The 17,102-nt window shown below is 45.7% G+C and carries 17 protein-coding genes; 1 reads left to right on the top strand and 16 read right to left on the bottom strand.

Features of this window, described 5'->3' with window-relative positions:
* Nucleotides 1-11: 11 nt before the first annotated feature.
* The 3 genes from IGI66_RS11325 to IGI66_RS11335 form a co-directional block, all read right to left on the bottom strand.
* A complete protein-coding gene (locus IGI66_RS11325; protein WP_431377848.1) occupies nt 12-776 on the bottom strand; it encodes an acyl-CoA dehydratase activase in 765 nt (254 codons plus the stop codon).
* Nucleotides 764-1,942, bottom strand: a complete 1,179-nt coding sequence (locus tag IGI66_RS11330; RefSeq protein ID WP_438849023.1) for a double-cubane-cluster-containing anaerobic reductase — start codon at nt 1,940-1,942, stop codon at nt 764-766. Before IGI66_RS11330 ends, IGI66_RS11325 begins: the two co-directional genes overlap by 13 nt.
* Nucleotides 1,943-2,437: 495 nt before the next feature.
* Nucleotides 2,438-3,094 (bottom strand): TerC family protein, encoded by a 657-nt coding sequence (locus IGI66_RS11335; RefSeq protein WP_301516986.1) that lies wholly within the window; start codon nt 3,092-3,094, stop codon nt 2,438-2,440.
* A gap of 191 nt (nt 3,095-3,285) precedes the next feature.
* Between IGI66_RS11335 and IGI66_RS11340 the strand changes: the two genes are divergently transcribed.
* Entirely contained in the window at nt 3,286-4,014 is a 729-nt protein-coding gene (locus tag IGI66_RS11340) for a DNA alkylation repair protein (protein WP_438849026.1), read from the top strand.
* A gap of 35 nt (nt 4,015-4,049) precedes the next feature.
* On the opposite strand, the gene IGI66_RS11345 is transcribed toward IGI66_RS11340, so the two are convergent.
* The 13 genes from IGI66_RS11345 to IGI66_RS11405 all read right to left on the bottom strand — a co-directional run bounded on the left by IGI66_RS11345 (nt 4,050) and on the right by IGI66_RS11405 (nt 17,079).
* The gene (locus tag IGI66_RS11345; RefSeq protein ID WP_314578300.1) at nt 4,050-4,277 is read right to left on the bottom strand and encodes an LPXTG cell wall anchor domain-containing protein; all 228 of its coding nucleotides are present in this window, start codon (nt 4,275-4,277) and stop codon (nt 4,050-4,052) included.
* Between the two features lie 21 nt (nt 4,278-4,298).
* Complete coding sequence (locus IGI66_RS11350; RefSeq protein WP_438849028.1) at nt 4,299-4,916, bottom strand: hypothetical protein; 618 nt, start codon at nt 4,914-4,916, stop codon at nt 4,299-4,301.
* 105 nt (nt 4,917-5,021) lie between these two features.
* Nucleotides 5,022-5,540 (bottom strand): hypothetical protein, encoded by a 519-nt coding sequence (locus tag IGI66_RS11355; RefSeq protein ID WP_010779788.1) that lies wholly within the window; start codon nt 5,538-5,540, stop codon nt 5,022-5,024.
* A 2-nt stretch (nt 5,541-5,542) separates the two neighbouring features.
* The gene (locus IGI66_RS11360) at nt 5,543-7,726 is read right to left on the bottom strand and encodes a hypothetical protein (protein ID WP_438849030.1); all 2,184 of its coding nucleotides are present in this window, start codon (nt 7,724-7,726) and stop codon (nt 5,543-5,545) included.
* A gap of 354 nt (nt 7,727-8,080) precedes the next feature.
* A complete protein-coding gene (locus tag IGI66_RS11365) occupies nt 8,081-8,776 on the bottom strand; it encodes an N-acetylmannosamine-6-phosphate 2-epimerase (protein ID WP_114524913.1) in 696 nt (231 codons plus the stop codon).
* A gap of 116 nt (nt 8,777-8,892) precedes the next feature.
* Complete coding sequence (locus IGI66_RS11370) at nt 8,893-9,918, bottom strand: serine hydrolase (protein WP_438849032.1); 1,026 nt, start codon at nt 9,916-9,918, stop codon at nt 8,893-8,895.
* Nucleotides 9,919-10,127: 209 nt separating this feature from the next.
* Nucleotides 10,128-10,544 (bottom strand): GNAT family N-acetyltransferase, encoded by a 417-nt coding sequence (locus IGI66_RS11375; protein WP_288226793.1) that lies wholly within the window; start codon nt 10,542-10,544, stop codon nt 10,128-10,130.
* A gap of 165 nt (nt 10,545-10,709) precedes the next feature.
* Complete coding sequence (locus tag IGI66_RS11380) at nt 10,710-11,537, bottom strand: ABC transporter permease (protein WP_010779783.1); 828 nt, start codon at nt 11,535-11,537, stop codon at nt 10,710-10,712.
* Nucleotides 11,537-12,550 (bottom strand): ABC transporter permease, encoded by a 1,014-nt coding sequence (locus tag IGI66_RS11385; RefSeq protein WP_254908263.1) that lies wholly within the window; start codon nt 12,548-12,550, stop codon nt 11,537-11,539. The genes IGI66_RS11380 and IGI66_RS11385 overlap by 1 nt, the downstream gene beginning before the upstream one ends.
* A gap of 33 nt (nt 12,551-12,583) precedes the next feature.
* The gene (locus IGI66_RS11390; protein WP_010779781.1) at nt 12,584-14,188 is read right to left on the bottom strand and encodes an ABC transporter substrate-binding protein; all 1,605 of its coding nucleotides are present in this window, start codon (nt 14,186-14,188) and stop codon (nt 12,584-12,586) included.
* An 89-nt stretch (nt 14,189-14,277) separates the two neighbouring features.
* Nucleotides 14,278-15,261, bottom strand: a complete 984-nt coding sequence (locus tag IGI66_RS11395) for an ABC transporter ATP-binding protein (RefSeq protein ID WP_301517363.1) — start codon at nt 15,259-15,261, stop codon at nt 14,278-14,280.
* Nucleotides 15,262-16,254: an ABC transporter ATP-binding protein gene (locus IGI66_RS11400; RefSeq protein WP_367378383.1), complete on the bottom strand. Its 993-nt coding sequence runs from the start codon at nt 16,252-16,254 to the stop codon at nt 15,262-15,264.
* A 390-nt stretch (nt 16,255-16,644) separates the two neighbouring features.
* Nucleotides 16,645-17,079: a hypothetical protein gene (locus IGI66_RS11405; RefSeq protein WP_301517324.1), complete on the bottom strand. Its 435-nt coding sequence runs from the start codon at nt 17,077-17,079 to the stop codon at nt 16,645-16,647.
* Nucleotides 17,080-17,102: the final 23 nt, after the last annotated feature.

A 17,102-nucleotide genomic window follows, 5' to 3' on the forward strand; every position in this document is an offset into this window, starting at 1 on the left:
CATCCTTTTTGCTATCTTAATTTTTTTATCCCGATCTGTGCCGCGCCGATCGCTCCGGCAAATTGAGACAATGGATCTCTTTTCACTGGTGCCGCCACATACTGCTCTAAGACCGTCACAAAGGTCGCGCTTTTTGATAGACCGCCTGTGAAGAGGACCTCCTCCCCACGAGTCGGCCGTAATTTCGAGTATTGGCTGCTGATCCGCTGTGCGATGGAATGCAGTACCCCTAGCGCAATATCTTCACGGGCTTCGCCTTTTGAAATCAAGCTGATGACCTCTGATTCCGCGAAGACCGTACACATACTATTGATAGTGACTGGTTCGGCCTCTTCAACAAAGCGGTCCAGGTCTGCGATGTCTTCTCCCAGTGTTCGCATCATGACCTCAACGAAGCGCCCTGTCCCTGCGGCGCAGCGATCGTTCATACTGAATTCGATCACGTTGCCTTTTCCATTGAGCTGAATCGTCTTACAGTCCTGTCCGCCGATGTCGATGACCTGCTTGACCCCCGGAGATAAGTAATCCGCCCCTTTTCCGTGGCAAGTGATTTCTGTGATCACTAAGTCCGCAGGCAGCAGCTTTCTTCCATACCCCGTCGTAACCAGCTTCAACTCATGCAGCACATAGCTCTTCTTGAAATAATCAACCACCGCCGTCATGGCGCCTTTGGGGTTTCCAGCGGTTGGGATCAAGTATTTGTCGATCATTTCTTCGTCGCAGAAGAGCACCCCTTTTGTAGTGGTGGAGCCCGAATCTAATCCTATTGTGTACATACAGCCTCTTCCTCTAACATTTCGATAAACGCAGTCACGCGGGTATTGATCTGCTCGATATCTGATGTGGAATAGTCGGTTTCTAAATACATATACGGTGTTTGTTTTTCTTCATTCAAGAAGCGTTTGATCTTCAGCGATTCGACAGAGAATGGAATACAATTTTGCAGGACCATGTCGATCACCCCATCCACTTGATAGTCGTCGATCATCTGGCCCAACAGCTCTTTCCGCGGCTGGTTGTTGGACATACAGGCACAGCCGATATTGATGTATTTATCGGTCAATGATTGGTACACGTCTTCCTCCTTCTCGTCCACCAACCGTTCCACGGCCTTCGCCACGGTACAGTTTTCATACGCAACCACCAAGCCGCCGTTTTCTTCGATCGCGCGAATGACTTTTTCTGTCACGCCGCCCATCGGAGAACCTGTCACTAAGATTCTTGGCTTCTTGTCCAAGCGCTTGCCGGCTTCGTACTCTGCCTTCACCTTAGCCGTGGTTTCCTCCAGCATCTCGATGACTTCTTCTTTATCAAATTTGTATTGGGAGCCATACATGACCTTGAAAATTTCCTGACCGGTGATCGCAGGCGGATTCAGCTGACCTAGACGATAGAAATTTTGTTTTGCTTCGCGTTCGCGGTTTTTTAATAGGATGGCTTCGCGAATCTTCTCATCGGTGATCTCCACACCTAAGAAATCTTCCAATTTTTCTTTGAAGCGAACCATTTCGCTGTACCACAATTTTTTACTTTCCTCGGTGTCTCTCATATGCGGAAGCTGCATCAAATACGTGTCCTTGAATTCTTCCATATATTCATACATTTTTTTCTTCCCGTCACAGGTCGTTTCCCCCACCACCAGATCAGAAAAGTAGAAATACGGGCATTTATCGGTTTTTCCGAAGCCGTAGCTGGATTTGATCAGCGGGCAAAGATTCCGCGGCAGATCTTCCTCGGCATCGGGGATCGTCTCATCCGAAGTCGAACACAGACTGATCTGGATCGCTCCGCCGGCAAGCACTAATTCTTCCGGCATAAAGGTACAATAGACCCCAACGACGGGCTTGCCCTGTTCTTTGATCTCCTTGACAGCTAAAAAGCCCTGTCTTCTCGCTTCGCCAAACTCATCAAAAATCTCTGGTAAACTCGTTTTTAATTCCATTTTTTAATCCATTCCTTCCCATTTTTAGAAACCTTTTTACGAATCGCTTGTTGCCCATACCCTCACATTGAAGCATGCAATACCGTGCCATTCATCTGTTTTCCTCCAATAGAAAAGAGCACACCAAAAAAAGGCCTGCTCCTGGATAGTTATCTATTCTGTTTATCCAAGGAGGAAAAATATTCAGCTGACGTGCTTAGAACCTCTAAGTTTTGGTTCACTCATAGTCATCGTCTAAACATTGCTCCACCTCCGATTACACTCGTTGTCCAATTGTCTCGTGGGTTCTCTTGATCATAGCCGCAAACTTTGTGTAAGCAGTTACAATCACTAGCTACAGTATAACGAAGGCAAAATACCGTCGCAAGGCTTTCAAAAGAGAATCGTTCTCAGTTCTCAAGGAGTCGTTTCCCCACGCGCCTGCCACCCAATTTTATTTTTAATAAAAAATTTGCTAAAAAAAGCCGCAGCATTTTCTGCTGCGACTTCACTCGTTTATTCCGATTTCTTGCGATTAAAAAGAACATACATCCCGATCAATAACACGCACGAAGCGAGTGAGACGAGATGCCCATTACTTAACCCCCGCAGCAGGTGATGAATAAAAGTATCTTCCACCAGCATCGATCCCGCTGTGTAAGCGATCAGGAGTGCGCCGATCCAGATCAGCCAAGGGAACCGATCCATCAGCTTCAATATGACCTGACTCCCGAAAATAACGATGGGAATACTAATGATCAACCCAAGCACAGCCAAGCCAAAGTGCCCGTCAGCCACGCCGGCGATCGCCAGTACATTGTCGAGACTCATCACGAGGTCTGCAATGATGATGGTACGAACCGCAGAGGGCAGTGTCGTTTCACTTTTGACATCGGCCTCTTCTCCGTTCGATTTCAATAAGTCATAGGCGATATAAAACAACAACCCCGCGCCAACGATCTTGACGTAAGGGACCAATAATAATTCAACCGCGATCAACATCAACAGGATACGCAATACGACCGCACCCGCAGTTCCGATCACGATGGCTTTATTTTGTGCACTTGCAGGCAGCTTTCTGGTTGCCAATGCGATCACGACTGCGTTGTCGCCGCTTAATACCAAATTCAACAGGATGATCGAAAGAACCTTCGATACAATTTCAATACTCATTTCCTTTTTTGCCTCCTAAAAAAATCATCCTGCCTAAAATACCACTTTTTGCTGAAAAAAGCATGAAAATGTACGAATGATTTTTGTTTCATTTGTCCCCTCTTTACCAGAATCATTCTTTATGCTGTCCTGAAGCCTTCAGCTCGTTTATGGTATCATCGAATAAACTCATAAATTGGAGGCGTATACACGTGAAGCATAAAGATTATTACGATGATTCCTATGTATTGACCCTTTCGGAAAAACTGTACAGCGTCATGCCGGACTTTGATAAGGAGGCTTTTCTGACAGCCGTTGTGGGTCATTTAGAGGATAAAGAACTCTTTGCTCGTTTCGATTGTATCGTTGACGGGTTAGAAATCGCCCTAAAGCGAGACTATGCCGAAACGATCCAAGCTTTTTATCCGCTCCTCGGACCGGAATTAGAGCAGTCGACAGGGATGTTCAGCTTTGGCTGGTGGCTGTGGCCGATCGGGCGCTACGTCGAACGTCATGGAAATGACGCGTGGGAGGACTCGTTGGCTTTTTTAAAGGAATTGACGAAGCGGTTTACGGGAGAGTATGCGATCCGGCCGTTACTAAAGGCACACCCGCAAGAGGTGATGGAGGAACTGATTTTGTGGAGCCGCGATCCGAATGTACACGTCCGCCGTCTTGCCAGTGAAGGGGTTCGGATTCGCCTCCCCTGGTCGCAAAAATTGACGGTCGCCCTCGAAGACTTTGACCGCTATAGTACGATTTTGACTAACTTGAAGGACGATCCCGAGAAGTTTGTTCAAAAAAGTGTCGGCAATAATTTGAATGACTTGTACAAAGAAGCACCGGAAAAAGCAGACGCACTTATCTGCAAATGGAAAAAGACGCCTTCAAGCAGCCCGCAGGAATGGATCATCAAGCACGGCCAAAGAAACCAAAAATAAACAGGGGATCACTGCGTATCCCCTGTCTCTATCGGTTAACTTTTTGTCGTTCTCTTCGGTTTGACCACTAGCAACAGCAGCAACAGGCAAAGACCGGAGAACATCAAATAATGGTTCTGACTTTCTCCCGTTTGCGGATACGCCCGTGTGACCTGAACATTCGTGACCTGCGCAGTTTTGTGTTCGGACTCTTTTCCTGCTGACTCAGAAGGCTGCTGATCCGCAGAGCCTAGATAGCCTTCAATGTGAATCTCGTTTTCCATGAGACCGTCTCCTTACTTGAATTAACGCGTAGGCTGAACGGCTTGACCATCTTTTCCTAGGGCTTCAAATGCAAGTGTCAAGGTATGCTTGGTTTGTTCTGCTTTTGTTTTGTAGTACGCATCCTTTGTCGTCCCTGAGTAAGTATACGTCGTTGATTTTGCATAGGTATCCGCCGCGTCATTCGTCACGTTTAATTTTCCATTCGTGTTGGCAAGCGTTAAGAAATCTCCTGCCGCAAAACTTTTCAAATTCACGGATTGTTCCGCGCCTGCGTAATCATTCCCGCTGATCTTCAAGGCATCTACGTTCGTAAGATTTCCGCCGTCCACGGTAAAGCTGCTTGCTGAGACTTTTACTGCACGCCCAGAATTGTTGGTGATCGTATAGCTTGGGGAAGTGATGGTCTTGTGCTCAGAAGCTTTCGTCGTATAGAAAATATTGGCTGTATCAAGGGTCACGTTGATCCAATCCTTTGAGCCTTCATCGGTATTTGGTGAATTTTCATCGGTATTGTCTTGACCTAACGAACCGTTTACTGTGATCGATGCAGAATCATCGCCATTGACATCCGCTGCATGTACAGCAATTCCTCCGAATAACAAACCGCTCAATAGTAACCCGCTTAAAATTTTTTTCATCTTTATTCTCCTCTTCTTATCTATTTCATTAAATTTTTTCGCTGTGAAAAAAATTAATTCTACTTTTTTGGTGTCTTTCTCATCGATCCAGCAAGACAGTCTTGGTTAATTCTTGACGTGAATCGTGATCTTGGCAGCGACTTCCCCTTTTTTTTCTTTGGTTTTGTCGTCGTATAACGAAAACTTCGCTGTCGCCGGATAATCCCCTTTAGCAAGCGGCTTTTCAAGCTGCGCTTCTTTGACCTCATAGCCTGGCTTGATCGCCCCCGAAGTATAGATCAGCTCCCCATTGTCTGTTCGTGTGATTTCGACATTTACAGGATAGGCATTGTGGGCAGGGTTTTGGATGATCAATTCCCCCGGCTGGTCACTTTTCTCAAAGGTCGCGTCTGGGGCGATCACCATGTTGAACTTGCTGCGATCTACCTTTTGCTGCGCCATTTTTTTCAGTTCTTTTTCACTGATCTTCGCGGCATCTTTGCCCTCTGGTAAAAACTCTCCACTCACTATCGAGACGGGTCTGGCTGTTTGTCGTGTATAGAAATAGGCACCGATTCCTGCCGCTATCAAAATAAGTAAAAGCAGGATCAGCAATCCTTTTCTTTTGCGTTTTTTTTCTTCCATGTTTATTCCTTTCGTTCCGCTGTTAATGTCAGAAGGTATTGGACTTGCTGCGCTTGGTGACGATCCCCGTAATAACTGCCGGAAAAGCCAAAGCTTGTGGATGACTGTCCAGCCAGCTCTTTAAAGGTCAGCGGCGCGTCCTGCAGTTTTTTCGTCAATACGCCCAACGAGGTATTTCCTTCAGTCAAATGGAGCAGCAGGTCTTTTTTATTTCCTTCCTCAGGACCTGTCAGCAGTTGGATATCCCCTGGATTGTTCAGCTCCGTCAGGTCTGTCGCCTGGATCGTCACTGGGAAGGAGCTGTGATTATCGATCGTATAGGTATCGGCTGGGACGATCTTTTGCTCATCCCCATCCTTTTTCGAATAAAAAGCGACTTCGATCGGAAAATCTACATTGATCATTTCCTGCTGTGTCGTGAAGGGCACCTCCAGCCACTTGCTTGATTGACTGTCTAGATCACAAATGATTCGTACATACAGCCAATAATTTGTCTTTTCCTTCAAATTTGAGTAGTGTGCCGATTCCGTCAAGCTGCTCTTATTCTGTTCTTCAATCAATCCGTCCGTCGCTGTCTCTGGATCATCGGTTTGTTTGGAATACAATTTATAAGCCACTTTTTGAACCCTGGCGTCATTGCCGTTCAACTGGTAATCCGTCAAATGGAAGGTCGCATCATTCACCGCGATGTCCTTTCCGACACCCGTTAATTGAACTGGCGGATTCAGCCGCTGAAGGACCAAGCTGTTTGCTTGCTGGAGCGCGGTCTTCTCTCCACTGGTAAAGTCTGGCGTATTCGGCAGCGCTTGACGCGAGATCGTCCCAGCCGCGACGGTCCATGACCCCGCGTCTAATTGAGAGGTCAACGACGCATTGTTCGCGATCACCTCATAGCCGGGCGTATTTTCCTGAAAAGCGCTGAAGGTAAAGGCATTTGTTCCCCCAGAAAACCCGATCGGATTGTTCGTAGTTCCCGCTTTTCCTTGAAAGCTGATCTGCTTGGCATTGTCGATCGTAAAGGTCGAAGCAGCGCCAACTCCGGGACTGAAGAAGGATTCATTGTTGGAAACAGACAGATCGCCGATCGCATCTGGTGAAAAGAGGATCGTGCTATTATTCGCCAGCTTAATACTATTGGGATAGTCGATCGACAGCTCCGAACCTTCTCCGACCGTCCAAAAGGCTGGTCGTGTCGTATAGTAGAAATTCCCCATAGAATTATTGGTTCCTTTGATGGACAACTTAGCCTTCTTACCTAAAGCAATCGTGCCGTTGTTGCTGCCATCTGAGTAAATCAGATTGTGGTTGGTCGTGATGGAAACGTCCGCGCCATCATTGACTGTAATATTCCCAGGATTGCTGAACATCCACATAAACCCTAACGCACCATTGGTGTTTTGAACGATCGTCGTCTGAGTCCCAGCTTCAAAAATCAGATTGTTGCACTCTGCGAATTCTTCCCCGCTGGCAACCGACCCATCAGGATTCTGCTGCATAAACCGATTGACTCCTTGAAAATGAATCTTGCTGGCCGCACCTCTAACATAAAAGGGCTGCGCCGTTTTGTTCGAGTAGTAGTTGACGTTGTTGACATACAGATCTGTCACAGAACTGGTCTGCATGATCCCATATAAGCCAACTGCGTTCACTGTATAATCCGGCGAACCAAACGTCATATTCTGCAAGGTGATGGTCAACCCGTTTGTATTTGAATAAAAGCCTCTGTTCCCGTTGTAGGAAAGCTGACGATTGTTTCCGTCGATCGTGACATTTCCGCTGATTTGAAGGCCTGAAGTCCCTAGATCAAATACCTCCGTAGAAGGAGCCAATTTGATCAGCGGCTCTTTCGCATCTAAAGCAGCCTTCAACTCCGCGAAGCTACTGACCAGCTTCCACTCGCCATCGTAGGCTTGTTGTTTTGTCTCTGCTTCGGAGGCAGGGACCGTTGATTTTGGCTCCGAATTCTGCTCTGAAGTGGAAGACTCCGCGGTGGGCGCAGCAGACGTTTCGGTGACCTGCTGTGTTTCTGTAGTCGAAGAAAGAGGCTCGCTGCGATCCGATACGCTAACTGATTCTCCAGTCTGTGCACTGGAAAGTGTGTCTGCATAAGCTGTATCTGCGGCGAACATAGGAGACGTGCATACCAAAGAAGAGAGAAATATAACCAACATTACCCTTATATTCATGATTATCTACTCCGTAAACTATTATTTTGCATTTATATCTAATATAGAACGATTATTTATATAAAACAATTCCAATAAAATGAAAAATATAAAATAATCACTGTTTTTGAAGTTAATTTTATTTTTCGTTATTTATAGCCAAATATTTTGAATAAAGACCATTCAGGAATCGTCTCCTTTTTTATAGCAGATGTTCTTTTATTAAAACTATTTTTAAATAAAATTTTCAAAAATGAAAACGCATTTATTACAAATAAAGAAAACGATATTTTTAGTCACATTGTATCTGCAAGAGAGCATTTGAAGAAATTTGAGCAAAAAAAAGAAGAACTCTTTACGAGTTCTCTATTTTTGTTATTTTAATTCTGCTATAAATCGTTCCGCGATCTCTTTGGGACGTGTGATCGCTCCGCCGACTACGATTCCACTGACGCCCATTTCTTGGATTTTTTTGGCTTGCGCCGGCGTATGGATCTGCCCCTCTGCTATGACGGGGATCTCAAGCGCAATCAACTGCTCCATCAACGCACAATCTGGACCCTTGCCGCTGCGAGAAGCCGTCTCAGCGGTGTAGCCGCTTAAGGTCGTTCCGACAAAGTCAACGCCTGCTTCATAGGCATTTTTTCCTTCTTCGATCGTTGCGATATCTGCCATCAACAATTGCTCTGGATACTTTTCTTTGATTTGCTGGATAAACTGGGCGATCGTCAGGCCATCGTGCCGTTTCCGCAAGGTGCAATCCAACGCGATCACCTCTACCCCCGTCGCCGCCAATTCATCGACCTCCTGCATGCTTGCCGTGATGAAGGGTTCTTCTGGCGGGTATTGTTTTTTTATCAGCCCGATCAGCGGCAAGGCTACCTTTGCTTTGATTTCTTGGATATCTCTTACAGAATTGGCTCGGATCGCTGCTGCACCAGCTTCCTTAGCTGATAAAGCAAGCAATGGCATGATCCCTCCGGCTTCCGTATATAAGGGTTCTCCAGGCAGCGCTTGGCATGAAACGATCAAGCCGCCGCTGATTTTTGCTAAAAATTCTTCTTTTTTCATCTGCTGCACTCCATTCTATAAGCGTACGCTTTCATAATGTAAAACAAACGTACCACGCAACGCCGATTCTGTATAGTCCAAATAAAAACGCGCACTCCAAGAGGAGTACGCGTTTTTTAGTTCACCTTCGTCGCCGCTAAACTAAAGTCAGCGATCGCTGTTCTGGTTTTTACGATATCTGAGACCTCATTGGTCAATACGACGATCGCAAACGGCTGATCGTCTGTCAGAACAAGCCCGATATCATTTTCGACGCTTTGCTGCTCGCCAGTAAGATTGGCTACCGTGGTGTCTTTCGGTAGCTCCTTAGGAATCTTGGTGCGGATCTTCTGACCCTTCAAAATCTCCAACATCGTTTTCTGCGGTTCTTTTTCACGTTCGTCATACAATTTTCTCAGTAATTTCATGCAATCGTTCAACGAAGTGTAATTGTCCTCATCCGTGATGCGAACATTGATATCCACCATCCGACGATTCAGTGTCGTGTCCGTATATCCTTGCGCCTTGAAATAGTCGTTCAATTTATCCATGCCATAATGATCGATCAATACATTGGTCGCGTTGATGTCGTGCTGCTGGATCATTGGTGTCAGCCACTCGGTCAGTTTCTTGTCCTGGATGACTTGGTTGCTGCCTTCTGGTTGCGCCAAAGCGTAATCCATGATGAATAATTCGATGACATTAGCGGCGATCGTCGGCTCGGAATTATTGCTGGAAACCTCTTGCTTGCTCTTAAAATAATGCACCCCGTAATAGACTTTACCGGCACTTTGCGTCAGCTTCTCCGCGTCTATTTTAACGGCAGGCTGCTTCGTTGTTTTCGTTGCTGTTTTCTTTTTTGCTTCCTTTTTCTTGCTGGATTCCTGCGTTTTTTTCTTCTTTGAGGACTCGGACGTTTTCTTCACTGGTTTTTTCTTCTCAGAAGATTTCTTCGTGGCTTGCTTCGTAGACTGTGACGTCTCTTTTTCCTTTGAAGAGGCTTGACTTTCTTTAGCAGTCACCCTTTGCTGCGGAGTCTCCTCTGGTTTATTGAATACACGTGTCACGCCAAAAACAGCGCCTCCTGCCAGCAGCAATGTGGCCGCCCCAAGCACGATGTATTTTCCTAGATGCTTCTCATTTGGATCGGTATGTCTTCCCAAAGTTCTCACCTTCTCTCCATCGCTTAGTTTCGAATGTTCTCGATAATAAGTTTATCATATTTCATTATCAAAATAATTCCTTTTAAAAAAGAATATATAATTTATAAATATTGTTTAAATCGTTGGCTTGGATACCGCGACATTTCATAAAAAAATAAAAAACAGCTTGTTTTTTATAATTAAGCAACAAGCCGTTCTTTCTTTTATTGTTACAATCTTTTAGTCATAAAATAGTGCGTTTCACTTTTCAGCGGATGATCGTCGATCTGTCCATTGATCTCGTAGCCGTGCTTCAAATAGAAATTCGGGGCATTGAAGCTCATCGTCTCCAGCAAAATCAGCGTGCAGTGTTCTTCTCGAGCGACGGCTTCGATTTGCGCCAATAGCTGGCTTCCGACCCCTTTGCCGCGGGTTTCATCTCCAACATAAAACAGCTCGATCCGTAAGTAATTCCAATGGATCTCCCCTACGATCCTGCCTAAAATGTCCCCCGCTTCTTCGTAAACAAAGCTGACCTCTTTAAACGCATAATTCGTCAACGTGGGAACTTTTTTGACCGTGTATTGATCCAATTGCTTGATCGCCGATTCTTTATTTGCCTGATAGGCTTCTACTTTGATTGCCATGTATCTATCCCTCCAATTTTGGGTACAAAAAAAGCTGGATAAGAAATATCTTATCCAGCAATGATTGCCCTCCGACTCACAAAACTTAGTTTAACAGACTGATTTCCTATGTCAATGCTGCTCGTTCAACTAGCGAAAGGCCGTATTTGTTTTTAACCTTTGACGTTACTTATTTTTTATTTTCGGATCGAGATAATCCCGCATCCCATCGCCCACAAAATTGGCACCGATCGACATCGAGAAGATCGCGATTCCCGGAAAGGTAGAGATCCACCAATAGTTCATATTGTTGACGCCGTCAGAGACCATCGAACCCCATTCAGGTGTCGGCGGCTGCGTTCCCAAGCCTAAGAAACTTAGACCAGAAAAGGTCACGATCGCATTCCCGATGTCCAAGGTCGCCATTACTAAAAGCGAACCTAACGCATTCGGAACGATCTCTTTGACTAAGATCCTGAGATGACTTGCGCCCAAGACCTTCGACGCGACGATGTACTCATTTTCTTTCAAGGTGATCACGAGACTGCGCATCAGCCGTGCATAGTTGGGCCACCAGATGATCGTCATCGCCAAGACCGAATTAAAAATACTCGGGCCTAATGCGGCTGCGATGACCATCGCCAAAATCAGCGGCGGAAAAGCCGCGATCAGCTCTGCAAACCGCATCATGATGTCATCCACGATCCCGCCGACATAACCGGCGATCCCGCCATAGATAGTCCCGATAACGATCGTGATACAGACCGTCACTAAGCCTGCCGTGATAGACACACGGCTTCCCATCAATACCCGAGAGAACACGTCTCGGCCCAATTCATCAGTACCTAATAAATGTCCCGCTGAACCCGGTGCTAAAAAGCGCCCCATCATATCCTGTGCCAATGGATTTTTCGGAACGATTACGGGTGCAAGCACAGCGACGAGCACCCACAAAGCACATATGACGATTCCTAATTTGAATAAAAAGTTTTTTTGCTTTAGTAGTCGTTTCATCAGCTGTACCTCACTCTCGGATCAATGACCCCGTAAAGAATATCAATGAAGAGATTCAATACCACATTGATCATCGCGATCAGCAATGAGACACCGCAGATCGCTGGAAAGTCTAGTGTGGTCGCTGAAAGATACGCATATTGTCCGATTCCCGGCCACGAGAAGATCTTCTCAACGAACACCATCCCGCCTAACAGATTGCTAAAGCCCATCCCCATCACGGTGATGACTGGGATCAAGGCATTTCCCAACGCGTGCCGCAACACGATCTGGCGCTGCGACAATCCCTTTGCTTTCGCTGTTCGAATGTAATCCAGCGAAGAAACCTCCAACAAATTCGAACGCGTCTGCCGCGAGATCAGTCCCATCGTGAAGAATCCAAGGACGATCGCCGGCAAGATCAAATGAGACAGCGCGTCATTCAACAGTGTCCAATTTCCGCTCGTCAATGCATCCAGCACATACAGGCCGGTCCCCCCAGTGGGCGCGGACACCCGCGAACTGACTCGCCCGCCCCCTGGAAACAAGCGCCATTTTGAATAAAACAGCAGCAGCATGACTAATGCGAACCAGAAGTTCGGAATCGAGACCCCGCTGATTGAGATCGTACGAACTAGATAATCAAACGGCTTGTTGCGGTAAACGGCAGAGATGATCCCAAACGTGATCCCGAATAAAACAGCGATCAGCATCGCCATGATGGAGAGTTCCAAAGTCGCAGGGAAAAACTGTTTTAAATCACTGATAACTGGATTACCAGTACGAATCGAAATCCCTAAATCCCCCCGCAGCAAATTGCTCAGGTAGATAAAATATTGTTCCATTAGCGGTTTGTCCAATCCCCAACGGGCTTTATACGCCGCTACTGCTGCAGGATCGCTCATCGCATTTGGACTCATGTTTGATGCGATCGGATCACTGGGAACGAGGTGGGAGATCATGAATACCAAAAACGTCACCCCAATGATCAAAAAACAGACAAACACGAAGCGCCGTAATAAAAATCTAGCCATATTCCTCATACACTTTTGCCCCTTGCTTTTTGGTTAGTTGATCTCAACATCTTGGAAATTGATTTTTTGTACTTCGAAGTAGTTCACGCCTTTTAAGTTGTCACGGTAGGCCAATACCTTCGGATGTTGAACTAAGAACGCGTATGGCATGTCGTTCGCCAATAGTTTTTGTAATTCCTCTGATGCGGCCACTCGTTTGTCTTCATCAGATTCTGTTTGGATCGTTTTCTTCAATTCCTCCATCTTCGTATTCGAAGTATCCATCCATTTCGCCCGTTCACCAACTGTGTCGCCTGGTAAGAAGACTAACTGGTTATTGATCTCCATATAGTCTGGATGCCAATGCATCAGCAAGAAGGCTTCTTTCCCTTCACGATACGAATCGATAACGACCCCGATCTCAGAAGTTTCGATCTTGGCATTGATCCCGATTTTTTCTAAATCGTCTTTGATCTTTTGTCCTAAGGTCGTCCATGACATCCCCTCTGTATCAAAGTTCGCCACGGTGAATTTCACTTCAAAGCCATCCTTGTAGCCGGCTTCCTCCATCAATTTCTTCGCTTCGTCTAAATCTTGGTAATCTTCTTCTTTTTCTAACGCGCCGGTAAATCCTTTTGGTACGATATCTAACGGCAAGACAGATTTATCGCCTGAGATTTTCAACAGCTCTTTGTAATTGATCGCTTTACGAACTGCTTCTTGTACTTTTGGATTCGCCATCGGTCCACCGATTTTTTCATCTTGGTTCATTAATAAGAAGGTCGTTGTCGAGCCGACGTAGTTCTTGATCTTCACGCCTTCTTGATCCTTCAATTGCGATACGTTGTCGACACCGATCCCTAACGCAATATCAATATCGCCTTGCTTCAACATTTGGATCTGAGTATTCACATCCGGGATCTCTTTGCAGATCACTTTGTCATTCTTCACTTCGCCCCAATATTCCTTGTTCTTGACCAAGCTCAATTCTTCGTTTTGTTTCCATTTGTCCAACGTGTACGCCCCGGAACCGGCAGAATTTGCATTCAGCCATTTTTCAGCCGTATCTTTAGAAGACGCGTCCTCTGCATCCGTTCCGCCGTGTTCTTTCACCACTTCAGAATCCACGATAGCAAAAGAGTTGTTCGCCAGCTTCACTAAGAAGGCAGCATCCGGCTCCTTCAATGTGAATTTCACCGTGTAATCATCCGGTGTTTCGATGTTTTCCACATTTTCTGTATGATGCGTCGTGTTACTCTTCAGGTTTTTGGTCCGCATCACACTAAATTTCACGTCTTTTGAAGTCAATTCGTTTCCGCTTGAGAATTTCACGCCTTCTTTGATTTTGAAGGTATGCACCTTTTGCGAATCATCTAATTCATGAGATTCCGCTAATGAAGGCTCTGGAGTCGAGGATTCATATGTGCGGTACAAATAGTCATACAACGCATAATATACCATGTTCCCATAGACTTCATACCCATGATGAGGGTCCAAAGTTTTCAGATCAGAAGCCATCCCAACTACCAATGTCTTGTCGCCATCCCCGCTGCCGCCACCATCGTTTGACCCGTCTGTGCTGCCGCCACCGCCGCCGCAGCCAGCGAGTGTCAACATCACTAAACAAATGACGCTCCACAACATCTTTCCTTTTTTCATACCTTGTACTCCTCCTTATGTTTGCTAAATGTATTTAATTTTTCCTAGGAAAAATTAAGTCTGATTAACACGACGCTGAGGTACAAAAGCTACCCCTCTTTTTTATGTAAATGACAAGCCACAAAGTGATCGTCTTTTACTTCTGTCAGTTCAGGAACGTCAGTTTTGCATACCGCCATCGCGAATGGGCAACGCGTATGAAACTTACAGCCCGTTGGCGGATTCGCTGGACTCGGTACGTCTCCGGTCAGCACGATTCGTTCCGTCTTCGTCTTACTGATCGTCGGTGCTGCGGAGATCAAGGCCTTTGTATAAGGATGAAGCGTGTCGTTATACAGCGCATCCCGATCTGCCAACTCCACGATATTGCCTAAATACATCACCGCGATACGATCGCATAAATGATAGACCACACCTAAATCATGAGATATAAACATATACGTGAGGTCCAATTGCTTTTGCAATTCCACCAGCAAATTAATGACCTGTGCCTGAATCGATACATCCAACGCCGATACAGGCTCATCGCAAATGACGATCTCCGGCCGCAACGCCAACGCGCGGGCGATCCCGATCCGCTGCTTTTGCCCCCCTGACATTTCATGAGGGTATCGCTTTTTGTAATTGGTCGCCAACCCTACCATGGTCAGCAGCCGATCGATTTCTGTCTCGATCTCTGCTTTCGTCATGTCCTTCTTATGATGGATCTGAAAAGGCTCCGCCAAAATGTCCCGGATCTTGTTCCGAGGATTCAGACAAGCAGACGGGTCTTGAAAAACAAGCTGGACTTTCGATCCAAAGGCGATTTTTTCTTTTCGATTCTTGAAGGCGCTGACATCTTGACCATCAATAATGATCGTTCCATCCGTCACTGCCCCTAGGTTCAACATCGTCTTTCCTAGCGTGCTTTTCCCACAGCCGCTTTCTCCTACGATGCCGAATGTTTCTCCCTTGAATACTGTGATCGACACATCGTCCACTGCCTTCAGCGTGCCTTTTTTTCCTTTACTGTCGCGAATCTCAAAATATTGCTTCACATGTGTCATTTCAATAATCGGTTCTTGCGTCCTCATCTATGTCGTCACCTCGATCTCTTCTTCCGTCGAATACTTAAAGCAGCGAACCTTGCGCCCATGCTCGATCGTCGTGATCGCCGGACGTTTCTCCTTGCAGATAGGCATCGCGTAAGGACAACGGGGATGGAAGCTGCAGCCCTTCGGCATGTCGTCCAATTGGGGAACGACCCCTTCGATACTGCTCAATTCCCCCTTTTGATCGTTGATCGCAGGGATAGCCGCGATCAAGCCTTCCGTATATGGATGCTTCGGATCATCAAGGATCTCACGGATCAACCCTTCCTCCACGACTTTTCCGGTATACATCACGATCACGCGATCGCAAACTTCTGACACGACTCCTAAGTCATGTGTGATGAGAATGATCCCCATTTTGAGACGGTCCCTCAGCTCCTTCAGCACTTCTAGAATTTGCGCTTGGATCGTTACGTCAAGAGCAGTCGTCGGTTCATCGGCGATCAAGAGCTGCGGATCGCAAGCAAGCGCCATGGCGATCATCACCCGTTGGCGCATCCCGCCGGACATTTGATGGGGGTATTCATTGAAGCGTTGTTCCGGCGCAGGGATGCCGACGAGCTTCAACAGCTCGATCGCCTTTTTCTTCGCCTCCGCCTTTGAACAGTCAGTATGGATCAGCATAGACTCGATGATCTGATTCCCGCATTTATGGAGCGGATTCAATGAAGTCATCGGCTCTTGGAAAATCATCGCCAAGTGATTGCCGCGAAACTGCTGCTTCTCTTTTTCCTTCATCGCTACGAGATCCGTTCCCTTGAAGAGTGCTCGCCCCGACACACTGCTCGTGGATTCATCCAATAAGCCCATGATGCTCAAAGACGTCACACTTTTCCCGCTGCCGCTTTCGCCAACGATTCCTAACGTTTCATTTTCATTTAATAGAAGCTCTAAATTATTTACGGCAGTTACTTCTCCGTTATAGGTCCGAAATTTGACCGTCAGTCCTTCGACCCGCAGTAGTTCTTTCTCCATAAAATAATTAACTCCCTACCTTTTTATTTTTAATTCAAGATTAAAAAATAACTATAGTCTCTCATTTTAAAATCGGATTTTTTCATTTCTTTTGCTCAATATATCGTAAAAATATTTTATTTTTTGATTATACCAGTTGAAGAAAGATTGTCAATATAAAGTTTTAAGCACCTTTTTTAGAAACTCAGTGATATCACCTCTCATTGCACTAAACCCAAAAACATTCAATTTATTATTAAATTATTCTGAGTGACAAAGATTTAAAAAAACTGTATTTTATTTTTCTTCTTTTAATGACACTTTCAAGAACCTACAAATAACAAAAAAGAACCTTCGACAGTTTTCTTTTAAAAACTTTCGAAGGCTCTTGTCTTTCTATTGGACTAGCTGTTACATGAAGTTCTCAAAGCGACTCTCGATGATCCCCAGGTGCAAGGCGTCAAAATCCCTAAACGACAGGCACGGAAAGGACTCCTTGTCACAATTTTCCGCCAAGTAGATCGGTTTGAATCCGAGTGTTTTTGCTGTTTCAAGCTGCTCCAGCGATTTTGAGATGAAATTGACCTTTTGATGGGCCAGCTCTACCTGCAGGAAATCGACTAGTCCATGAGGGATCGTTTCGGTTTCTTCCCCATTGATAGAAAAATCTAAATAATCTGCTAAATGCTGTTCCAGTAATACGTCGTTCATCGTTGCTTGATCATAGAACACTACACCGATTTGTTGCCCGCGGCTTTTCAGATAATCCAAGAGTTGGTGGATTTTCGTCTGATCTTCTTTCTTTAAAAAAATCGTCTCGCTTGAAAAGACAAATGTTTCGATCATTTCGTTTCCTCCTTGTGTCTTAT

Origin of the sequence: Enterococcus sp. AZ048, assembly GCF_051715125.1 — a bacterium.
GTDB classification, from domain to species: Bacteria; Bacillota; Bacilli; order Lactobacillales; family Enterococcaceae; genus Enterococcus_A; species Enterococcus_A gilvus.

Bases quoted from the DNA above. Each gene is read 5' to 3' on its own strand.
- IGI66_RS11325 (WP_431377848.1), bottom strand. From the start codon at position 776: ATGTACACAATAGGATTAGATTCGGGCTCCACCACTACAAAAGGGGTG.
- IGI66_RS11330 (WP_438849023.1), bottom strand. From the start codon at position 1,942: ATGGAATTAAAAACGAGTTTACCAGAGATTTTTGATGAGTTTGGCGAA.
- IGI66_RS11335 (WP_301516986.1), bottom strand. From the start codon at position 3,094: ATGAGTATTGAAATTGTATCGAAGGTTCTTTCGATCATCCTGTTGAAT.
- IGI66_RS11345 (WP_314578300.1), bottom strand. From the start codon at position 4,277: ATGGAAAACGAGATTCACATTGAAGGCTATCTAGGCTCTGCGGATCAG.
- IGI66_RS11350 (WP_438849028.1), bottom strand. From the start codon at position 4,916: ATGAAAAAAATTTTAAGCGGGTTACTATTGAGCGGTTTGTTATTCGGA.
- IGI66_RS11355 (WP_010779788.1), bottom strand. From the start codon at position 5,540: ATGGAAGAAAAAAAACGCAAAAGAAAAGGATTGCTGATCCTGCTTTTA.
- IGI66_RS11360 (WP_438849030.1), bottom strand. From the start codon at position 7,726: ATGAATATAAGGGTAATGTTGGTTATATTTCTCTCTTCTTTGGTATGC.
- IGI66_RS11365 (WP_114524913.1), bottom strand. From the start codon at position 8,776: ATGAAAAAAGAAGAATTTTTAGCAAAAATCAGCGGCGGCTTGATCGTT.
- IGI66_RS11375 (WP_288226793.1), bottom strand. From the start codon at position 10,544: ATGGCAATCAAAGTAGAAGCCTATCAGGCAAATAAAGAATCGGCGATC.
- IGI66_RS11380 (WP_010779783.1), bottom strand. From the start codon at position 11,537: ATGAAACGACTACTAAAGCAAAAAAACTTTTTATTCAAATTAGGAATC.
- IGI66_RS11385 (WP_254908263.1), bottom strand. From the start codon at position 12,550: ATGGCTAGATTTTTATTACGGCGCTTCGTGTTTGTCTGTTTTTTGATC.
- IGI66_RS11390 (WP_010779781.1), bottom strand. From the start codon at position 14,188: ATGAAAAAAGGAAAGATGTTGTGGAGCGTCATTTGTTTAGTGATGTTG.
- IGI66_RS11395 (WP_301517363.1), bottom strand. From the start codon at position 15,261: ATGAGGACGCAAGAACCGATTATTGAAATGACACATGTGAAGCAATAT.
- IGI66_RS11400 (WP_367378383.1), bottom strand. From the start codon at position 16,254: ATGGAGAAAGAACTACTGCGGGTCGAAGGACTGACGGTCAAATTTCGG.
- IGI66_RS11405 (WP_301517324.1), bottom strand. From the start codon at position 17,079: ATGATCGAAACATTTGTCTTTTCAAGCGAGACGATTTTTTTAAAGAAA.